Origin of the sequence: Caulobacter sp. UC70_42 (genome assembly GCF_044056025.1) — a bacterium.
In the GTDB taxonomy this organism is placed as follows: Bacteria; Pseudomonadota; Alphaproteobacteria; order Caulobacterales; family Caulobacteraceae; genus Caulobacter.
In genome coordinates this window covers 4,123,652-4,135,955 of sequence record NZ_CP171994.1, presented here as the reverse complement: position 1 = coordinate 4,135,955, position 12,304 = coordinate 4,123,652, and the positions used below count along the sequence as shown (strand labels likewise).

Here is a 12,304-nt window from a genome sequence, read left to right as displayed (position 1 = left end):
AACGAGCAATTGGTCGCAGGCCTATTGGCCCGGACGCGCGCCCGAACCCTCGCGGCGGGCCAGGAAGGCCAGGCGTTCGAACAGGTGCACGTCCTGCTCGTTCTTGAGCAATGCGCCATGCAAGGGCGGGATCAGCTTGGTCGGATCCTTCTCGCGCAGAACTTGATCATCGATGTCCTCGACCAGCAGCAGCTTCAGCCAGTCCAGCAGCTCCGAGGTCGACGGCTTTTTCTTCAGGCCCGGCACCTTGCGCATGTCGTAGAAGATGCGCAGCGCTTCCGACACGAGCTTCTGCTTGATGCCCGGGAAGTGCACGTCGACGATGGCCTGCATCGTCGCCTCCTCGGGGAAGCGGATGTAGTGGAAGAAGCAGCGGCGCAGGAACGCGTCCGGCAGCTCCTTCTCGTTGTTCGAGGTAATGATGATGATCGGCCGGACCTTGGCCTTGATCGTCTCGTTGGTCTCGTAGACGTAGAATTCGTTGCGATCGAGCTCCTGCAGGAGATCGTTGGGAAACTCGATGTCGGCCTTGTCGATCTCGTCGATCAGCAGCACCGGGCGCTGTTCGCTCTCGAACGCCTCCCAGAGTTTGCCCTTCTTGATGTAATTCTTGACGTCCTTGACGCGCTCATCGCCCAGCTGGCTATCGCGCAGGCGACTGACGGCGTCGTACTCGTAGAGGCCTTGCTGGGCCTTGGTGGTCGACTTGATATGCCAGGTGATCAGCGGAGCATTGAGGGCCTTGGCGACCTCGTAGGCCAGCACGGTCTTGCCGGTGCCGGGTTCGCCCTTGATCAGCAGGGGACGCTCCAGAGCGACCGAGGCGTTCACCGCGACCTTGAGGTCGTCGGTCGCCACGTAATCGGAAGTCCCCTCGAAACGCTCGCTCATGCCCATCTCCGCCAGTCGGTTCGAACAGTTGTTCAAAACGAGCTGATCAAACTACCGGCGCTTACGCGCTTGGCAAGTGCCCGTGGCGGAAGGCGGTCAGAGCGGCATGTCGAGCGCGGCCTCGGCGAAGCCCTTGGCCGCCAACCGGGCGCGCAGATGCGCCCGATGATCGCGCCAGTCCTCGGCCAGCAGGCCCAGGCCAACGACGTCGACAGGCCGGCCCTGTTTGACCACATGAGCGCGGAACAAGGCCTCGCGCTGGAAGCCGCTCGCGAGGTGGGAGGCGAGGGCGGCCTGGTTGGTGGCCAGTACTTCGGACCACAGCTTGCGCAACCCCAGAACCTGGAAGGCATGGTCGGCGACCTTGAACTCGGTGAAGCCGCCGAGGCCCAGGCCGCGCGCGCGCTCCTCGGCCAGGTATCGGGCTATGACGCCTCGGCCCTGGCGCGAATCGATTTCGACCAGACTGGTCAGGCCCACGGGGGCGTCCTCCAGCAGAACGACCCAGTCGCGCCGACGCGGATGGCCGACCAGGGTGTCGAACCAGCGATCGTGTTCCTCGCGCGTGATCAGATGGTCGGAATACATGAAGGCCGCGACCTGCGGGCTGTTGCGCCAGGCTAGCAACCGGTCGCGATCGCCTTCTTCGACCGGCCGCAGAACGACGTCAGGCACGACGGTCGCCTCCCAGCATCGCCAGGTCTGGGCGGCCGTGAACGAAGCCACGTACGGCGTCGGACGTGAAGTGCGGGTCGTCGGCATACAGGGCGTCATAGACTGCGCGCACGAACTCCAAGTCGTCGGGCCGATCGACGGTCCAACGCACCGCGCCCTCGTCGGCCGTCTGGGCGTAGCTTGCCAGGCGGAAGCGATCCGGGTTGCGGTAGAGATAGGGGGTCACATGCTCGCGATCGTGCGGATCGCAGGTCTCGGCGGCGGCGCGGCGAAGGGCGGCGGCCGTCATCACCTCGACGTCCAGACCTTTCGGAAAGCTGCGCGGCTCGGCGACGTTGGAGGCGTAGTCCGCGCCGCTGTCCGCGAACCGCGCGATCGTTGCGTCAATCACCTCGGGATCGGCCAGCGGGCAGTCGGCGGTCAGGCGGACCACGGTTCGCGCGGGGCCGAAGGCGTCCAGCGCGCCGATGAAGCGGCCCAGCACATCGTCCAGGTCGCCGCGGTGGATGGGGATCCCCGCCGCCGCCAGAATCTCGACGAGGGGATCGTCGTCGGCCCTGGCCGAGGTCGCCACCACGATGCGCTCCAGCTTGCGGGCGCGGCGCAGGCGCTCGATCTGTCGGAGGATCATCGGCGCTCCGGCCAACGGCGCCAGCACCTTGCCGGGCAGGCGGGTTGAGGACATCCGCGCTTGCAGGATGGCGAGCACCATGGCTAGCCAGCGACCTTTTCACGCAGGGCTTGGGCGACCTCGGCCATCACCGGGGCCCATTGGCCGAGCTCTGGCGGCGAAAAGACGCGCGCCTGCGGATACCAGGGATAGGCATCGGTCCCGAGCTTGGTCCACACCGCCGGGGCGGTGAGCATCCAGATCGGCGCGCCCACCGCGCCCGCCAGGTTGGTGGTGGCGTTGGAAAAGCCGATGATCAGGTCGACCGCGCCGCACAGGGCGGTCAGGTCGTCCAGATCCTGCTTCAGGTCGATGCCGGGCGGATTCCAGATTTCGACGCCGAACCGCTCCTTGGCCAGGGCGATTTCTTCCTCGCAATCGCCGTACTGCAGATTGACGAGCGTGACGCCCGGCGTCTTCAGCACCGGTTCCCAGAGCTGGAACGGCGAGAACTGGCGGGCCCGGTCGCCCTTCAGGCTCAGGCTCTTCCACAACAGGCCGACCTTGGGCGAGGGGCCCAACTTGTCGAGCTCGGCCTTCCAGTAGGCGACTCGCTCCGGATCGGGCGTCAGGAAGGATTTTCGGTTCGGGAAGGCCTCGACGGTGTTGCGCAGGTGGCGAAGGAAGTCGCCCAGCGGCGCCCAGCAATCGAAGCGATCCCAGTCCTGGACGTATGGCGCGGTGCGGTAGACGCGGCCTTCGTGCTTCATGGTCCGGTGGGCGCTGACCTCGACACCGGGGTACGAACGCTCGATCAGCGATTTCAGGCGATGCTCGACCACCAGGGTCATCTTGCCGTCCGGCCCCAGCATCTCGAGGATGTCGGGCAGCATGTTGGAGAACATGACTTCGTCGCCCAGGCCCTGTTCGGCGACGACGAGGACGGTCTTGCCCTTCAGATCCTCGCCCGCCCAACGGGCCGCGGGGATATGGAAGAGGGGGGCGTCGGCGATTTCCGGGAAGAAGCGGGCCTCGTAGGCCTGCCAGCCCTCGGCGACACGGCCCAGCGCCAGCAGGAGCGTGGCGCGGGCGAATTCCATGACCACCAGATCGATGGGATCGCTCGACGACTGCATGGCGGCCTCGCCATCAACCAGCGCGCCGGCGATGTCGCCGAGATCGGCCTTGGCGTAGGCGCGGTTGTGCAGGGCCTTGCTGTGCGTGGGCGCCAGGCGCAGGGCCTCGTCGAAGAAGACGAGCGAGCCGGCGGGGTCGCCCATGTTGCAGAGTATGGTGCCCAGGGTGTTCCAGAGGCCGGCGGATTCGGGATGGATAGCCAGGGCGACCTTCAGCACATCGATCGCTTCGGCTTCACGGTTCAGTTCGCGCAGAGCGCAGGCCAGATTGTTGGCGCCTTCGACATCGTTGGGCCGGGCCAGGCGGAAGTGGGCGAAGAACTTGGCGGCGAACTCGACCATGTTCATGCGGAAGGCTAGGCGTCCCAGGTCGCCGGCGACCGGGCCGTGGTCGGGCAGGAGGGACAGCGCCGCCTCATAGCAGTTCAGGGAGGAGGCGAAGTCGCCCTGCTTTTCACGGGCGATGGCCAGGATGTGCCAGGCCAGGCCCAGTTGCTCGTCCTTCTTCAGCAGCTTCAGAGCCAGCTTGTCGGCCTTGGCGAAATCCTGCTTGTGGACGGCCTCGATCGCCTGGGCGATGATCTTGCCGTTCTCGGCGTTCTTCATTTGCTGCGCCGAGCGCTTCAGGCGCTCGAGGGCTTCGGCCGAGGCCGAATCGCCCATGGCCGTGATGATCTGGCCAGGCTGGATGGGGACCGCGCCCGTGACATCGGTCTGGGCCATGGCGGCGGACGCTTCGAGGGCGCTTTTACTGGACATGGCGAACCGACCTTGGGACTCTGCTATTAACCATGTTTTGAGGGGCTATGCTTAATTGAGTCCTAAGCCGCGTCTTACGGTCGCAAGACCGGGTGAATTGCGGCAAGACGGCGTTAACACGTCTTCGCCTAGCTTCCCCCACGAGCCGTCATGTCGACGGAACCGGGCGAAGCAGCGTCAACGAAGGAGCGGCCTTAAGTGCCTTTGAAGCTGTCGCTGAAGCCCGGCGAAAAGTTCGTTCTCAACGGCGCCGTGGTCCAGAATGGGGATCGGCGCGGGGTTCTGGTGCTCCAGAACAAGGCCTCCGTCCTCCGCGAGAAGGACATCATGCAGCCGGACCAGGTCACGACGCCCGCGCGTCGGATCTATTTCCCGGTGATGATGATGTACCTCGACGAGGCCGCAGCCGAGAAGTTCTTCGAGGACTTCGCGGGTCGCCTTAACGAATTCATGGGAGTTGTACGCAATCCTGTGGTTCTGCAGGACTGTATCGCCATTTCGAAGCACGTGATGGCGCGTGAGTACTACAAGGCTCTGATGTTGAGCCGTAAGTTGATTGAATACGAAGACGAGAGGTTGGGGCATGTCTCTTCGGGCGTATCAGCAGGCGGCGACGCGGGCTGAGAATCCCCGTGAAATGGAGTACCGCCTGTTCGGTCAGGTGACGCGCGCCCTCATGGACGCGTCCCGGGCCCCGGCGGACGACATTTCCACGCGGATCGACGCATTGGATTGGAATCGCAAGGTCTGGTCGGCCTTGGCGACCGACTGTTCCTTGCCTGAAAACCAACTGCCGAAAGAGCTTCGGGCCAGCATCATTTCGCTGAGTCTGTGGGTCGGTCGTCACTCCAGCGCCGTGATGCGCAAAGAGGAGGACTTCGAGCCCCTGATCGAGATCAACCGCATGATGATGCAGGGCCTGTCCGCGCGCGCTGACGCCGCCTGATTCTTCGGTTTCCGCAAGGCTGAACGTCTTGCCTACCTGCTTCGGAAAAACCTGCCGCCCGGCGAATCCTGCATTCGCCGGGCGGTTTCGTTTTTGGCCCTAGTGGCGAGCTAAATTCAATAAAATCAATATTTTAGACATTGTCCTCGATCTCGGTTCGGTTGGCCCGCCGCTTGCGATGGCTCGTGCGGGGCAAAACGCCCGACCGGCAATACGCCGGGCAAATCCCACCAAAACGGTAGGTATCAAATGCTGAACTCGATCAACACCAACCCGGGCGCCCTTCTTGCGCTCCAAAACCTGAACGCAACCAACACGGAGCTCGCCACTACCCAGAGCCGTATCAACACCGGCAAGAAGGTTGGAACCGCCAAGGACAATGGCGCGATCTGGTCGATGGCCAAGATGCAAAGCGCGAGCTCAAGCTCGTTGAACGCCGTGAAGGATTCGCTCCAGCGCGGTCAGTCGACGATCGATGTTGCTCTCGCGGCAGGCGACACCATCACCGATCTGCTCACGAAGATGAAGGAAAAGGCCCTGGCCGCTTCCGACACCTCGCTGAACACCGCCTCGTTCAACGCGCTGAAGTCGGACTTCGAGACGCTCCGTGGCCAAATCGAAAAGGCCGCGGCAAACGCGAAGTTCAATGGCGTCAGCCTGGCGGACGGCACGACAGCCCAGATCAGCTTCCTGGCCAACGCGGACGGGGGCAACTTCACGGTCCAGGCGCAAAACCTGGGTCTTGTGGGTCTTGGTCTGGTGACCGGCAGCAACACCTTCACCTCGGCATCGACGGCCAAGTCGATGATCGATGTCATGTCGAAGGCGTTGCAAACGGCGACGAAACAAACTGTCTTCCCTGGGCACGTCCTCGACCGGTCTGGATACTCACCTGACCTTCGTGGGCAAGCTGCAGGACAGCCTGGACGCCGGCGTGGGCAACCTCGTCGACGCGGACCTGGCGAAGGAAAGCGCCAAGCTGCAGTCGCTGCAAACCAAACAGCAACTGGGTGTCCAAGCGCTCTCGATCGCCAATCAGAGCCCGCAGACGATCCTGTCGCTGTTCAAGGGGTGAGCCCGATACGCCGGACGGCCGTCAAAAGCCGTCCGGCGCCTCTTTCCTGTTGGGTGCGCATTATGTGCCCGGCAATAATTTCCCATGAACGAAAACCCCCGGCAGAAATTGCCGGGGGTTTTCGTTATTAACAGACCTATAACGCAATAATTTCAGCGGCTTATGTGGGGCTTGCCGCTAGGTAGTTTTGGCCCGGCAATTGCTACAGACCTTTTCGAGCAAAATGCTCCCGGCAGCCAAAATGGCGTCGGATACCTTGAAAAGGAACCTACTCGTATGCCGCTGAATAGCATCAATACGAATTCTGGCGCTCTGATCGCCCTGCAGAACCTGAACACCACCAACAGCGAACTCGGCGTCACTCAGCAACGCATCAACACCGGCAAGAAGGTCGGTAACGCCAAGGACAACGGCGCCATCTGGGCCATGTCCAAGATTCAGAACGCGACCTCGTCGTCCCTGAACTCGGTGAAGGACTGGCTAGCGCGGCCAGTCGACGATCGACGTGGCCCTGGCCGCCGGCGACACCATCACCGACCTGCTCAGCAAGATGAAGGAAAAGGCCCTGGCCGCTTCCGACACTTCGCTGAACACCGCTTCGTTCAACGCCCTGTTGTCGGACTTCACCTCGCTGCGCGAACAGGTCCAGAAGGCCGCCGACAACGCCAAGTTCAACGGCGCCAGCCTGGCCGACGGCAAGGTCACGGACATGACCTTCCTGGCCAACTCGGACGGCACGGGCTTCACCGTGAAGGCCCAGACCCTGGGCCTGGCCGGTCTCGGCCTGGTGACCGGGAGCAACACCTTCACTTCGGCCAGCTCGGCCAAGTCGATGATCGCCACGATCGACAAGGCCATCGGCACGGCCACCAACAAGCTGGCCTCGCTGGGCACCAGCTCTGTCGGCCTCGACACCCACCTGACCTTCGTCGGCAAGCTGCAGGACAGCCTGGACGCCGGCGTCGGCAACCTGGTGGACGCCGACCTAGCCAAGGAAAGCGCCAAGCTGCAGTCGCTGCAGACCAAGCAACAGCTGGGTGTGCAGGCGCTGTCGATCGCCAACCAGTCCACGTCGTCGATCCTGAGCCTGTTCCGCTAAGGAACGGGGCGGAGGCGGGCTCGCGTGGTCCGCCTCCGCCATTCCTGGTGATCGACGAACAAGGAGAGAAGCAAGAGAGGAGGGCCGGCTCGCAAGTCGGTGGCTAGAAAATGGAACCCAAGGCCGCTTTGTCGGCGATCAGAGACTTCGTCGCCTCAACCGTCCCCGCAACGAACGCCCCGGATCCGTCCGAGGGCGCCAATGTCGTTTCGGCTCCGGCTGAAGCTCCGGCTGTCCAGCCGATCGAGCACGAGCAGGCTCCTCCGGTCGAGGCTGGCCCGCAGCCGGGCGATCTTCGCCTGGTGATCGAGCAGGACGGCGACTCTGGCGAGTATGTCTACAAGACCGTGGACCGCCGTACGGGCGAGACGCTGCAGCAGTTTCCGCGCGAGCAGATCCTGAAGCTGCGCGAGGAAGCCACCTACGCGTCGGGCGACGTCTTCGACGGAAAGGCCTGAGCGAAACGCCGGGCGGCGTGGCGGGTGCGACCGCGGGTCGCATGCGTAAATGGACATGGTTTATAAGCGTTAACCATAATCTTACTTTTCTGGCCCCAATTTGGGCGGCGACCAGATCGCTCGCCGAATCGCGCGCGATCGCAACCAACGGCAAAATCGCCGATCGGAGGCCGCGCATGACGCTGAGCGTCAACACGAACCAGCCCGCGCTGATCGCGCTGCAGAACCTGAACCGCACCAACGACGACATGCAGGCGGTGCAGACCCGGATCAATACGGGTGAAGCCATCTCGACCGCCAAGGACAACGCGGCGGTCTGGTCGATCGCGCAGGAGCAGCGCGGCGACATGAGCGCGCTCAGCGCCGTCAAGATGAGCCTGGATCGCGCGACCTCGATCGCCGACGTGGCCCTGGCCGCCGGCGACTCGATCTCGGACCTTCTGAAGCTGTTGCGCGAGAAGGTGGTGGCCGCCAAGGACACCTCGCTGACCACGTCCTCGCGGACCTCGCTGAACGCCGACTTCCAGGGCCTGCTCAAGAACCTCGACCAGGTGGTCAAGAGCGCCGTGTTCGACGGCGCCAACCTGCTGGACGGCAGCCAGGCCGCCGACATGCAGTTCCTGGCCGACGCCGACGCGGCCCAGGCCATTACGCTGTCGCTGCAGAACCTGTCGTTGGGCGGCACGATCAACACCCTGACGGCGACCGACGACATTCTGACGCCGGCCAACGCCGATGCGGTGTTCCAGCGCCTTGAAGCGTCCATGACCGCGATCAATCAGGCGGTCGGCAACATCGGCACGCAGGCCAAGCAGATCGATGCCCACAGCAGCTTCGTGGGCAAGCTGAACGACGTGCTGGAGACGGGTGTGGGCAACCTGGTCGACGCCGACCTCGCCAAGGAAAGCGCTCGCTTGCAGGCCTTGCAGGTCAAGCAACAGCTCGGCGCTCAGGCGCTGTCGATCGCCAACAGCGCGCCGCAGATCATCCTGTCGCTGTTCAAGGGCGGGTAAGGCCTCCGCAGCGCGACGACACCTCAAAGGCTCCTAGGTCCCGCCGCATCGGCGAGTTAAGGTTTCACGAGGCGAACCGGGGATTCGGCGGCGGGCATGATCGAACTTCGCGACTTACGGGATGAGGACGAGGCGATCCTCTTTCAGTGGCGCTCCGAACCGGAGGTCGACCGCTGGATGTCCGACGCTGAACTGCCCAGCCGCGAGGCTCACGCGGCGTGGTTCAACGCCCTGAGGACCGATCCCGATCTGCGCGGCTGGATGATCACCCGGGCTGGCGCGCCCATGGGGCTGATCACCCTGTCGGGGCTGAGCAGCCATCACCGCCGCGCCAGTCTGCATTGGTTCCTCGGTTCGGCCGAGGCCCGGGGCAGGGGCGTCGGCCGCGCCGCCCAGGTGCTGGGGCTGGATCTGGCCTTCGGCGAGCTGGGCCTGCACAAGGTGTTCGCCGAGGTCATGGCCGACAACGACGCGGCCCTGAAGGCTCAGTCCGCCGCCGGTTTCCGCCGCGAGGGCTATCTGCGCGGCCACGTGCTGAAGGGCGGCGAGGCGCGCGACGTCGTGCTGCTGGGCATATTGGCCTCGGAGTGGGCGGAGTTGCGCGAGGGCGCCCGCCGGGCGCTGTCCGACGCCAACCTTATCGCCGCTTAAGTCCAATCGTTAAGGAGTCGTCAGCGATCGTCTGGCAAAGGTGCAGGCGGGACGTTCTGCGCCCCGATTGGAACAGGTCGTGATCAGCTTCGATTCCAGTATCCTGCTAAGCTACTATCAGGCCCGCGCGGGCGTGACGGGGGCCGCCGCGTCTGGAACGTCCACGACCACGGCGTCGGGCGGCAAGAAGGCTGTCGTGCCGAACGCGCCCTGGTTGGGCAACGCGCCCGCGGCCAGTGAGCAGGTCCGTTCGGCGCTGAATGGCCGCAAGTTCGTCGACGAGGGCGCCAACGCCTCCAGCCTCAAGGGCGTGAGTCCCGACTACAAGAAACTGTTCGCCTCGTACCAGGCGCTCAGCACCATGTCGGCCCTGATCACCCAGGCCGGACAGAAGGGCCAGACCGACGGCGAGATCAAGCGCCTGCAGACCGCCTTGACGCGCGGCCTGGGCGAGGTCACCAGCTATGTCCAGGGATTGTCTCTGGATCAGATGCGCCTCACCACCGGCGCGGCGATGACCAGCGACAAGGCCACGGCCGGGGTTCCCAAGAACACCACCACCTATACGACCGACACGCTGTTCAGCGGTCAGGCCGACGCCGAGGTGCCGCGATTCCAGGGCGACGTCTCGTTCGGCGTCGCGGTCAAGAGTTTCGGCGTCACCACCAATATCACCATGGATCTGGCCGATATGGGCTCGACGCCCCGGACCATGTCCAATGTTGTCAGCTACATGAACGGCAAGCTGAAGGCGGCCGGGTTCAACACCAGCTTCGCGGTCCAGCGCACGGCGGGCCAGGAGCGCACGGTCCAGGTTGGCGGCAAGCCCGTGACCCTGCCGGCCACCGGCGACGACTTCGCCCTGAAGATCAATGGCGACATCGCCGAGCAGGTGACCTTCAGCGCCCCGACGACCGCCCCGGCGGTCTATGTCACGACCAAGGCTGGCGATCCGGATCCCGACAAGGATTCGAAGACCGACGACGCCAAGTACGAAAACACCCTGACCAAGTACAGCGCGGCCGGGACCGGGGGCGGCGCCAACGCCGGCGCGCCAGGCGGCAAGGTATTTACCGAGACCCTGCAGGGCACGATCAACAGCGTCCGCAAGTCGGTGACCGGCGCGGACGGCTCAGTCTACATGCTCGCGGATGTCGACACCGAGGTCGACGGCAAGCTCGACCTGAACGGCCAGCCGATCAAGGGCGACAGCGACGTCGCCTTGCTCAAGTACGACAGCGCCGGCCATCTGCTCTACGCCCGCACCCTGGGCGCGACCGACGAGGCCACCGGCCTGTCCCTGGCTGTCGGCGACGACGGCAGCGTCGCCGTCGCCGGTTCGGTCACCGGCCGCCTGAATGGCGCGGTCAACGGTCCGATCAACAGCGGCGACACCGGCGCGACCAGCGACAGCTTCGTCACCCGCTACGACTCCAAGGGCGACGAGCAGTGGACCGTGCGCCGTGGTGGTCTGCAGGACGACGAGGCCACGGCCCTGGCGTTCGGCTCGGATGGCGTCCTCTATGTCGGCGGCCGTAGTAAGTCGGATCTGCCGGGCGCTGTGGGAACGGACCCCAGCGGCGGCTACGACGCCTATTTAACGGCTTTCGCCACCAACAGCGCCGGCAAGCCCCAGGCGCTGTTCACCCAGAAATTCGGCACGACCGAGAACGACAGCGTCTCGGACATCGTCGTCAACGGCTCGCAGGTTATCGTCGGTTCCAAGGAGAACGGTTCGGCGACGCTGCGCAGCTTCGACGTCTCGGCCAACGTCGTGACCGAGAATGTCAGCAAGCTGGACCAGTACGGCGCCTATCAGACCGTTCCGGTCACCTACACCAAGAGCGCCACGGTCACGGTCGGCGCCAAGCGCGATCTCGGTTCGCTGAAGGGCGGCGATCTGGTCGGGCTGAAGATCGACGGCGGCCAGCTCTATGTCGGCGGCTCCACGGCCAACAACGTTATGTCGATCAATGGCGCGACGACCGCGCCGTCGGGCGGCATGGACGCCTTCGTCGGCCGCATGTCGCTGGACCTCTCCAACAACAGCGCCGATGCGCTGACCTATTACGGCGGCACGGGCGACGAGACGGTCACCGGCTTCGACGTGTCGAACGGCACGGCGTGGCTGGTCGGCTCGGCCGGCGCGAACCTGGACGGTCAGGGAACGGTCGGGACCAAGGACGGCTACGTCGCCCAGGTCAATGTCGGCACGGGCAATGTCGACTGGAGCCAGCGCCTGACCGGCAAGGACGGCTATGCCACGCCGACCTCGGTGGCGGTCGCCAAGACCGGCGCCTCGTCGCTGGACGCCCTGGGCCTGCCCGCCGGGACCATGAGTTACACCCAGTCCGACCGGATCGTCTCGGCGACCGCGGCTCGGGCCGGCGACACGTTCCAGATCCGCACCCGAGAGCGCGGCAACCTCACCTCGATCACCATCGAGGCCAACGACACGCTCGAAACCCTGGCCGACAAGATCAAGCGCGCTTCGGGCTTCCGCGCCAAGGTCGAGACCGTCACCAGCGGCGACAAACGGGTTCTGAAGATCAGCCCGGCCTCCAACACCTCGACGATCGAGATCGTGGCGGGCAAGGGCGGCACGGACGTGCTCAGCGCCCTGGGTCTTGCCGGCGGCGTCGTGCGCGCCACCAAGACGGAGGACGGCAAGACGGTGTCGGCCGACGGCAGCGGTCCGGTCTACGGCCTCAGCCTGCCGCCCGAGCTGGACCTGACCTCCGAAGCGGGGCGCAAGAACGCCAGCATGGTCATCCAGCGGGCGATGTCGTCGGTCCGCAGCGCCTATCGCGAGATCGCCGACACGGCCATGGGCGTAAAGAGCGACAGTTCGAAAAGCGCCGGCAAGACCGATGGCGCGGTGCCGGCCTACCTGACCAGCCAGCTGGCCAACTATCAGGCGGCCCTGAACCGCCTCACGGGCGGCGGCTAAGCCCCATATTCTGGTCCGCCGAGCTTGAAAGCGTCATCGAC

General features: G+C 64.8%; 10 protein-coding genes and 2 pseudogenes. 8 read left to right on the top strand and 4 right to left on the bottom strand.

What is annotated here, in order from left to right; translation table 11 throughout:
• Window positions 1-21: 21 nt before the first annotated feature.
• The 4 genes from ACHMW8_RS20710 to ACHMW8_RS20695 form a co-directional block, all read right to left on the bottom strand.
• On the bottom strand, window positions 22-891 hold the full coding sequence (locus ACHMW8_RS20710) for a MoxR family ATPase (protein WP_125158358.1): 870 nt from the start codon (window positions 889-891) through the stop codon (window positions 22-24).
• Between the two features lie 96 nt (window positions 892-987).
• Window positions 988-1,566, bottom strand: coding sequence for a UDP-4-amino-4,6-dideoxy-N-acetyl-beta-L-altrosamine N-acetyltransferase (gene pseH, locus ACHMW8_RS20705; protein ID WP_233586871.1), 579 nt, complete (start codon window positions 1,564-1,566; stop codon window positions 988-990).
• Window positions 1,559-2,278 carry a cytidylyltransferase domain-containing protein gene (locus ACHMW8_RS20700; protein WP_395443639.1) on the bottom strand — a complete coding sequence of 240 codons (720 nt, stop codon included), beginning with the start codon at window positions 2,276-2,278 and terminating at the stop codon, window positions 1,559-1,561. Before ACHMW8_RS20700 ends, pseH (ACHMW8_RS20705) begins: the two co-directional genes overlap by 8 nt.
• A gap of 2 nt (window positions 2,279-2,280) precedes the next feature.
• Window positions 2,281-4,071 (bottom strand): tetratricopeptide repeat protein, encoded by a 1,791-nt coding sequence (locus ACHMW8_RS20695; RefSeq protein WP_125158361.1) that lies wholly within the window; start codon window positions 4,069-4,071, stop codon window positions 2,281-2,283.
• Window positions 4,072-4,269: 198 nt separating this feature from the next.
• On the opposite strand from ACHMW8_RS20695, the gene flbT reads away from it, so the two are divergent.
• From flbT to ACHMW8_RS20655, 8 genes and pseudogenes are all read left to right on the top strand, one after another.
• On the top strand, window positions 4,270-4,695 hold the full coding sequence (gene flbT, locus ACHMW8_RS20690; protein WP_125158362.1) for a flagellar biosynthesis repressor FlbT: 426 nt from the start codon (window positions 4,270-4,272) through the stop codon (window positions 4,693-4,695).
• Window positions 4,655-5,017, top strand: coding sequence for a flagellar biosynthesis regulator FlaF (gene flaF, locus ACHMW8_RS20685; RefSeq protein WP_125158363.1), 363 nt, complete (start codon window positions 4,655-4,657; stop codon window positions 5,015-5,017). The genes flbT and flaF overlap by 41 nt, the downstream gene beginning before the upstream one ends.
• A gap of 249 nt (window positions 5,018-5,266) precedes the next feature.
• A pseudogene (locus ACHMW8_RS20680) lies at window positions 5,267-6,092 on the top strand (flagellin).
• 276 nt (window positions 6,093-6,368) lie between these two features.
• A pseudogene (locus ACHMW8_RS20675) lies at window positions 6,369-7,191 on the top strand (flagellin).
• A 110-nt stretch (window positions 7,192-7,301) separates the two neighbouring features.
• Window positions 7,302-7,649, top strand: a complete 348-nt coding sequence (locus ACHMW8_RS20670) for a hypothetical protein (protein WP_395443638.1) — start codon at window positions 7,302-7,304, stop codon at window positions 7,647-7,649.
• A gap of 176 nt (window positions 7,650-7,825) precedes the next feature.
• A complete protein-coding gene (locus ACHMW8_RS20665; RefSeq protein WP_125158367.1) occupies window positions 7,826-8,662 on the top strand; it encodes a flagellin in 837 nt (278 codons plus the stop codon).
• A gap of 96 nt (window positions 8,663-8,758) precedes the next feature.
• A complete protein-coding gene (gene pseH, locus ACHMW8_RS20660) occupies window positions 8,759-9,313 on the top strand; it encodes a UDP-4-amino-4,6-dideoxy-N-acetyl-beta-L-altrosamine N-acetyltransferase (protein WP_125158368.1) in 555 nt (184 codons plus the stop codon).
• 79 nt (window positions 9,314-9,392) lie between these two features.
• Complete coding sequence (locus tag ACHMW8_RS20655) at window positions 9,393-12,263, top strand: hypothetical protein (RefSeq protein WP_395443637.1); 2,871 nt, start codon at window positions 9,393-9,395, stop codon at window positions 12,261-12,263.
• Window positions 12,264-12,304: the final 41 nt, after the last annotated feature.

Excerpts from the sequence above, each read along its gene's own strand:
- ACHMW8_RS20710 (WP_125158358.1), bottom strand. The coding sequence starts at position 891 with ATGAGCGAGCGTTTCGAGGGGACTTCCGATTACGTGGCGACCGACGAC.
- ACHMW8_RS20700 (WP_395443639.1), bottom strand. The coding sequence starts at position 2,278 with ATGGTGCTCGCCATCCTGCAAGCGCGGATGTCCTCAACCCGCCTGCCC.
- ACHMW8_RS20695 (WP_125158361.1), bottom strand. The coding sequence starts at position 4,071 with ATGTCCAGTAAAAGCGCCCTCGAAGCGTCCGCCGCCATGGCCCAGACC.
- flaF (WP_125158363.1), top strand. The coding sequence starts at position 4,655 with ATGTCTCTTCGGGCGTATCAGCAGGCGGCGACGCGGGCTGAGAATCCC.
- ACHMW8_RS20670 (WP_395443638.1), top strand. The coding sequence starts at position 7,302 with ATGGAACCCAAGGCCGCTTTGTCGGCGATCAGAGACTTCGTCGCCTCA.
- ACHMW8_RS20665 (WP_125158367.1), top strand. The coding sequence starts at position 7,826 with ATGACGCTGAGCGTCAACACGAACCAGCCCGCGCTGATCGCGCTGCAG.
- pseH (WP_125158368.1), top strand. The coding sequence starts at position 8,759 with ATGATCGAACTTCGCGACTTACGGGATGAGGACGAGGCGATCCTCTTT.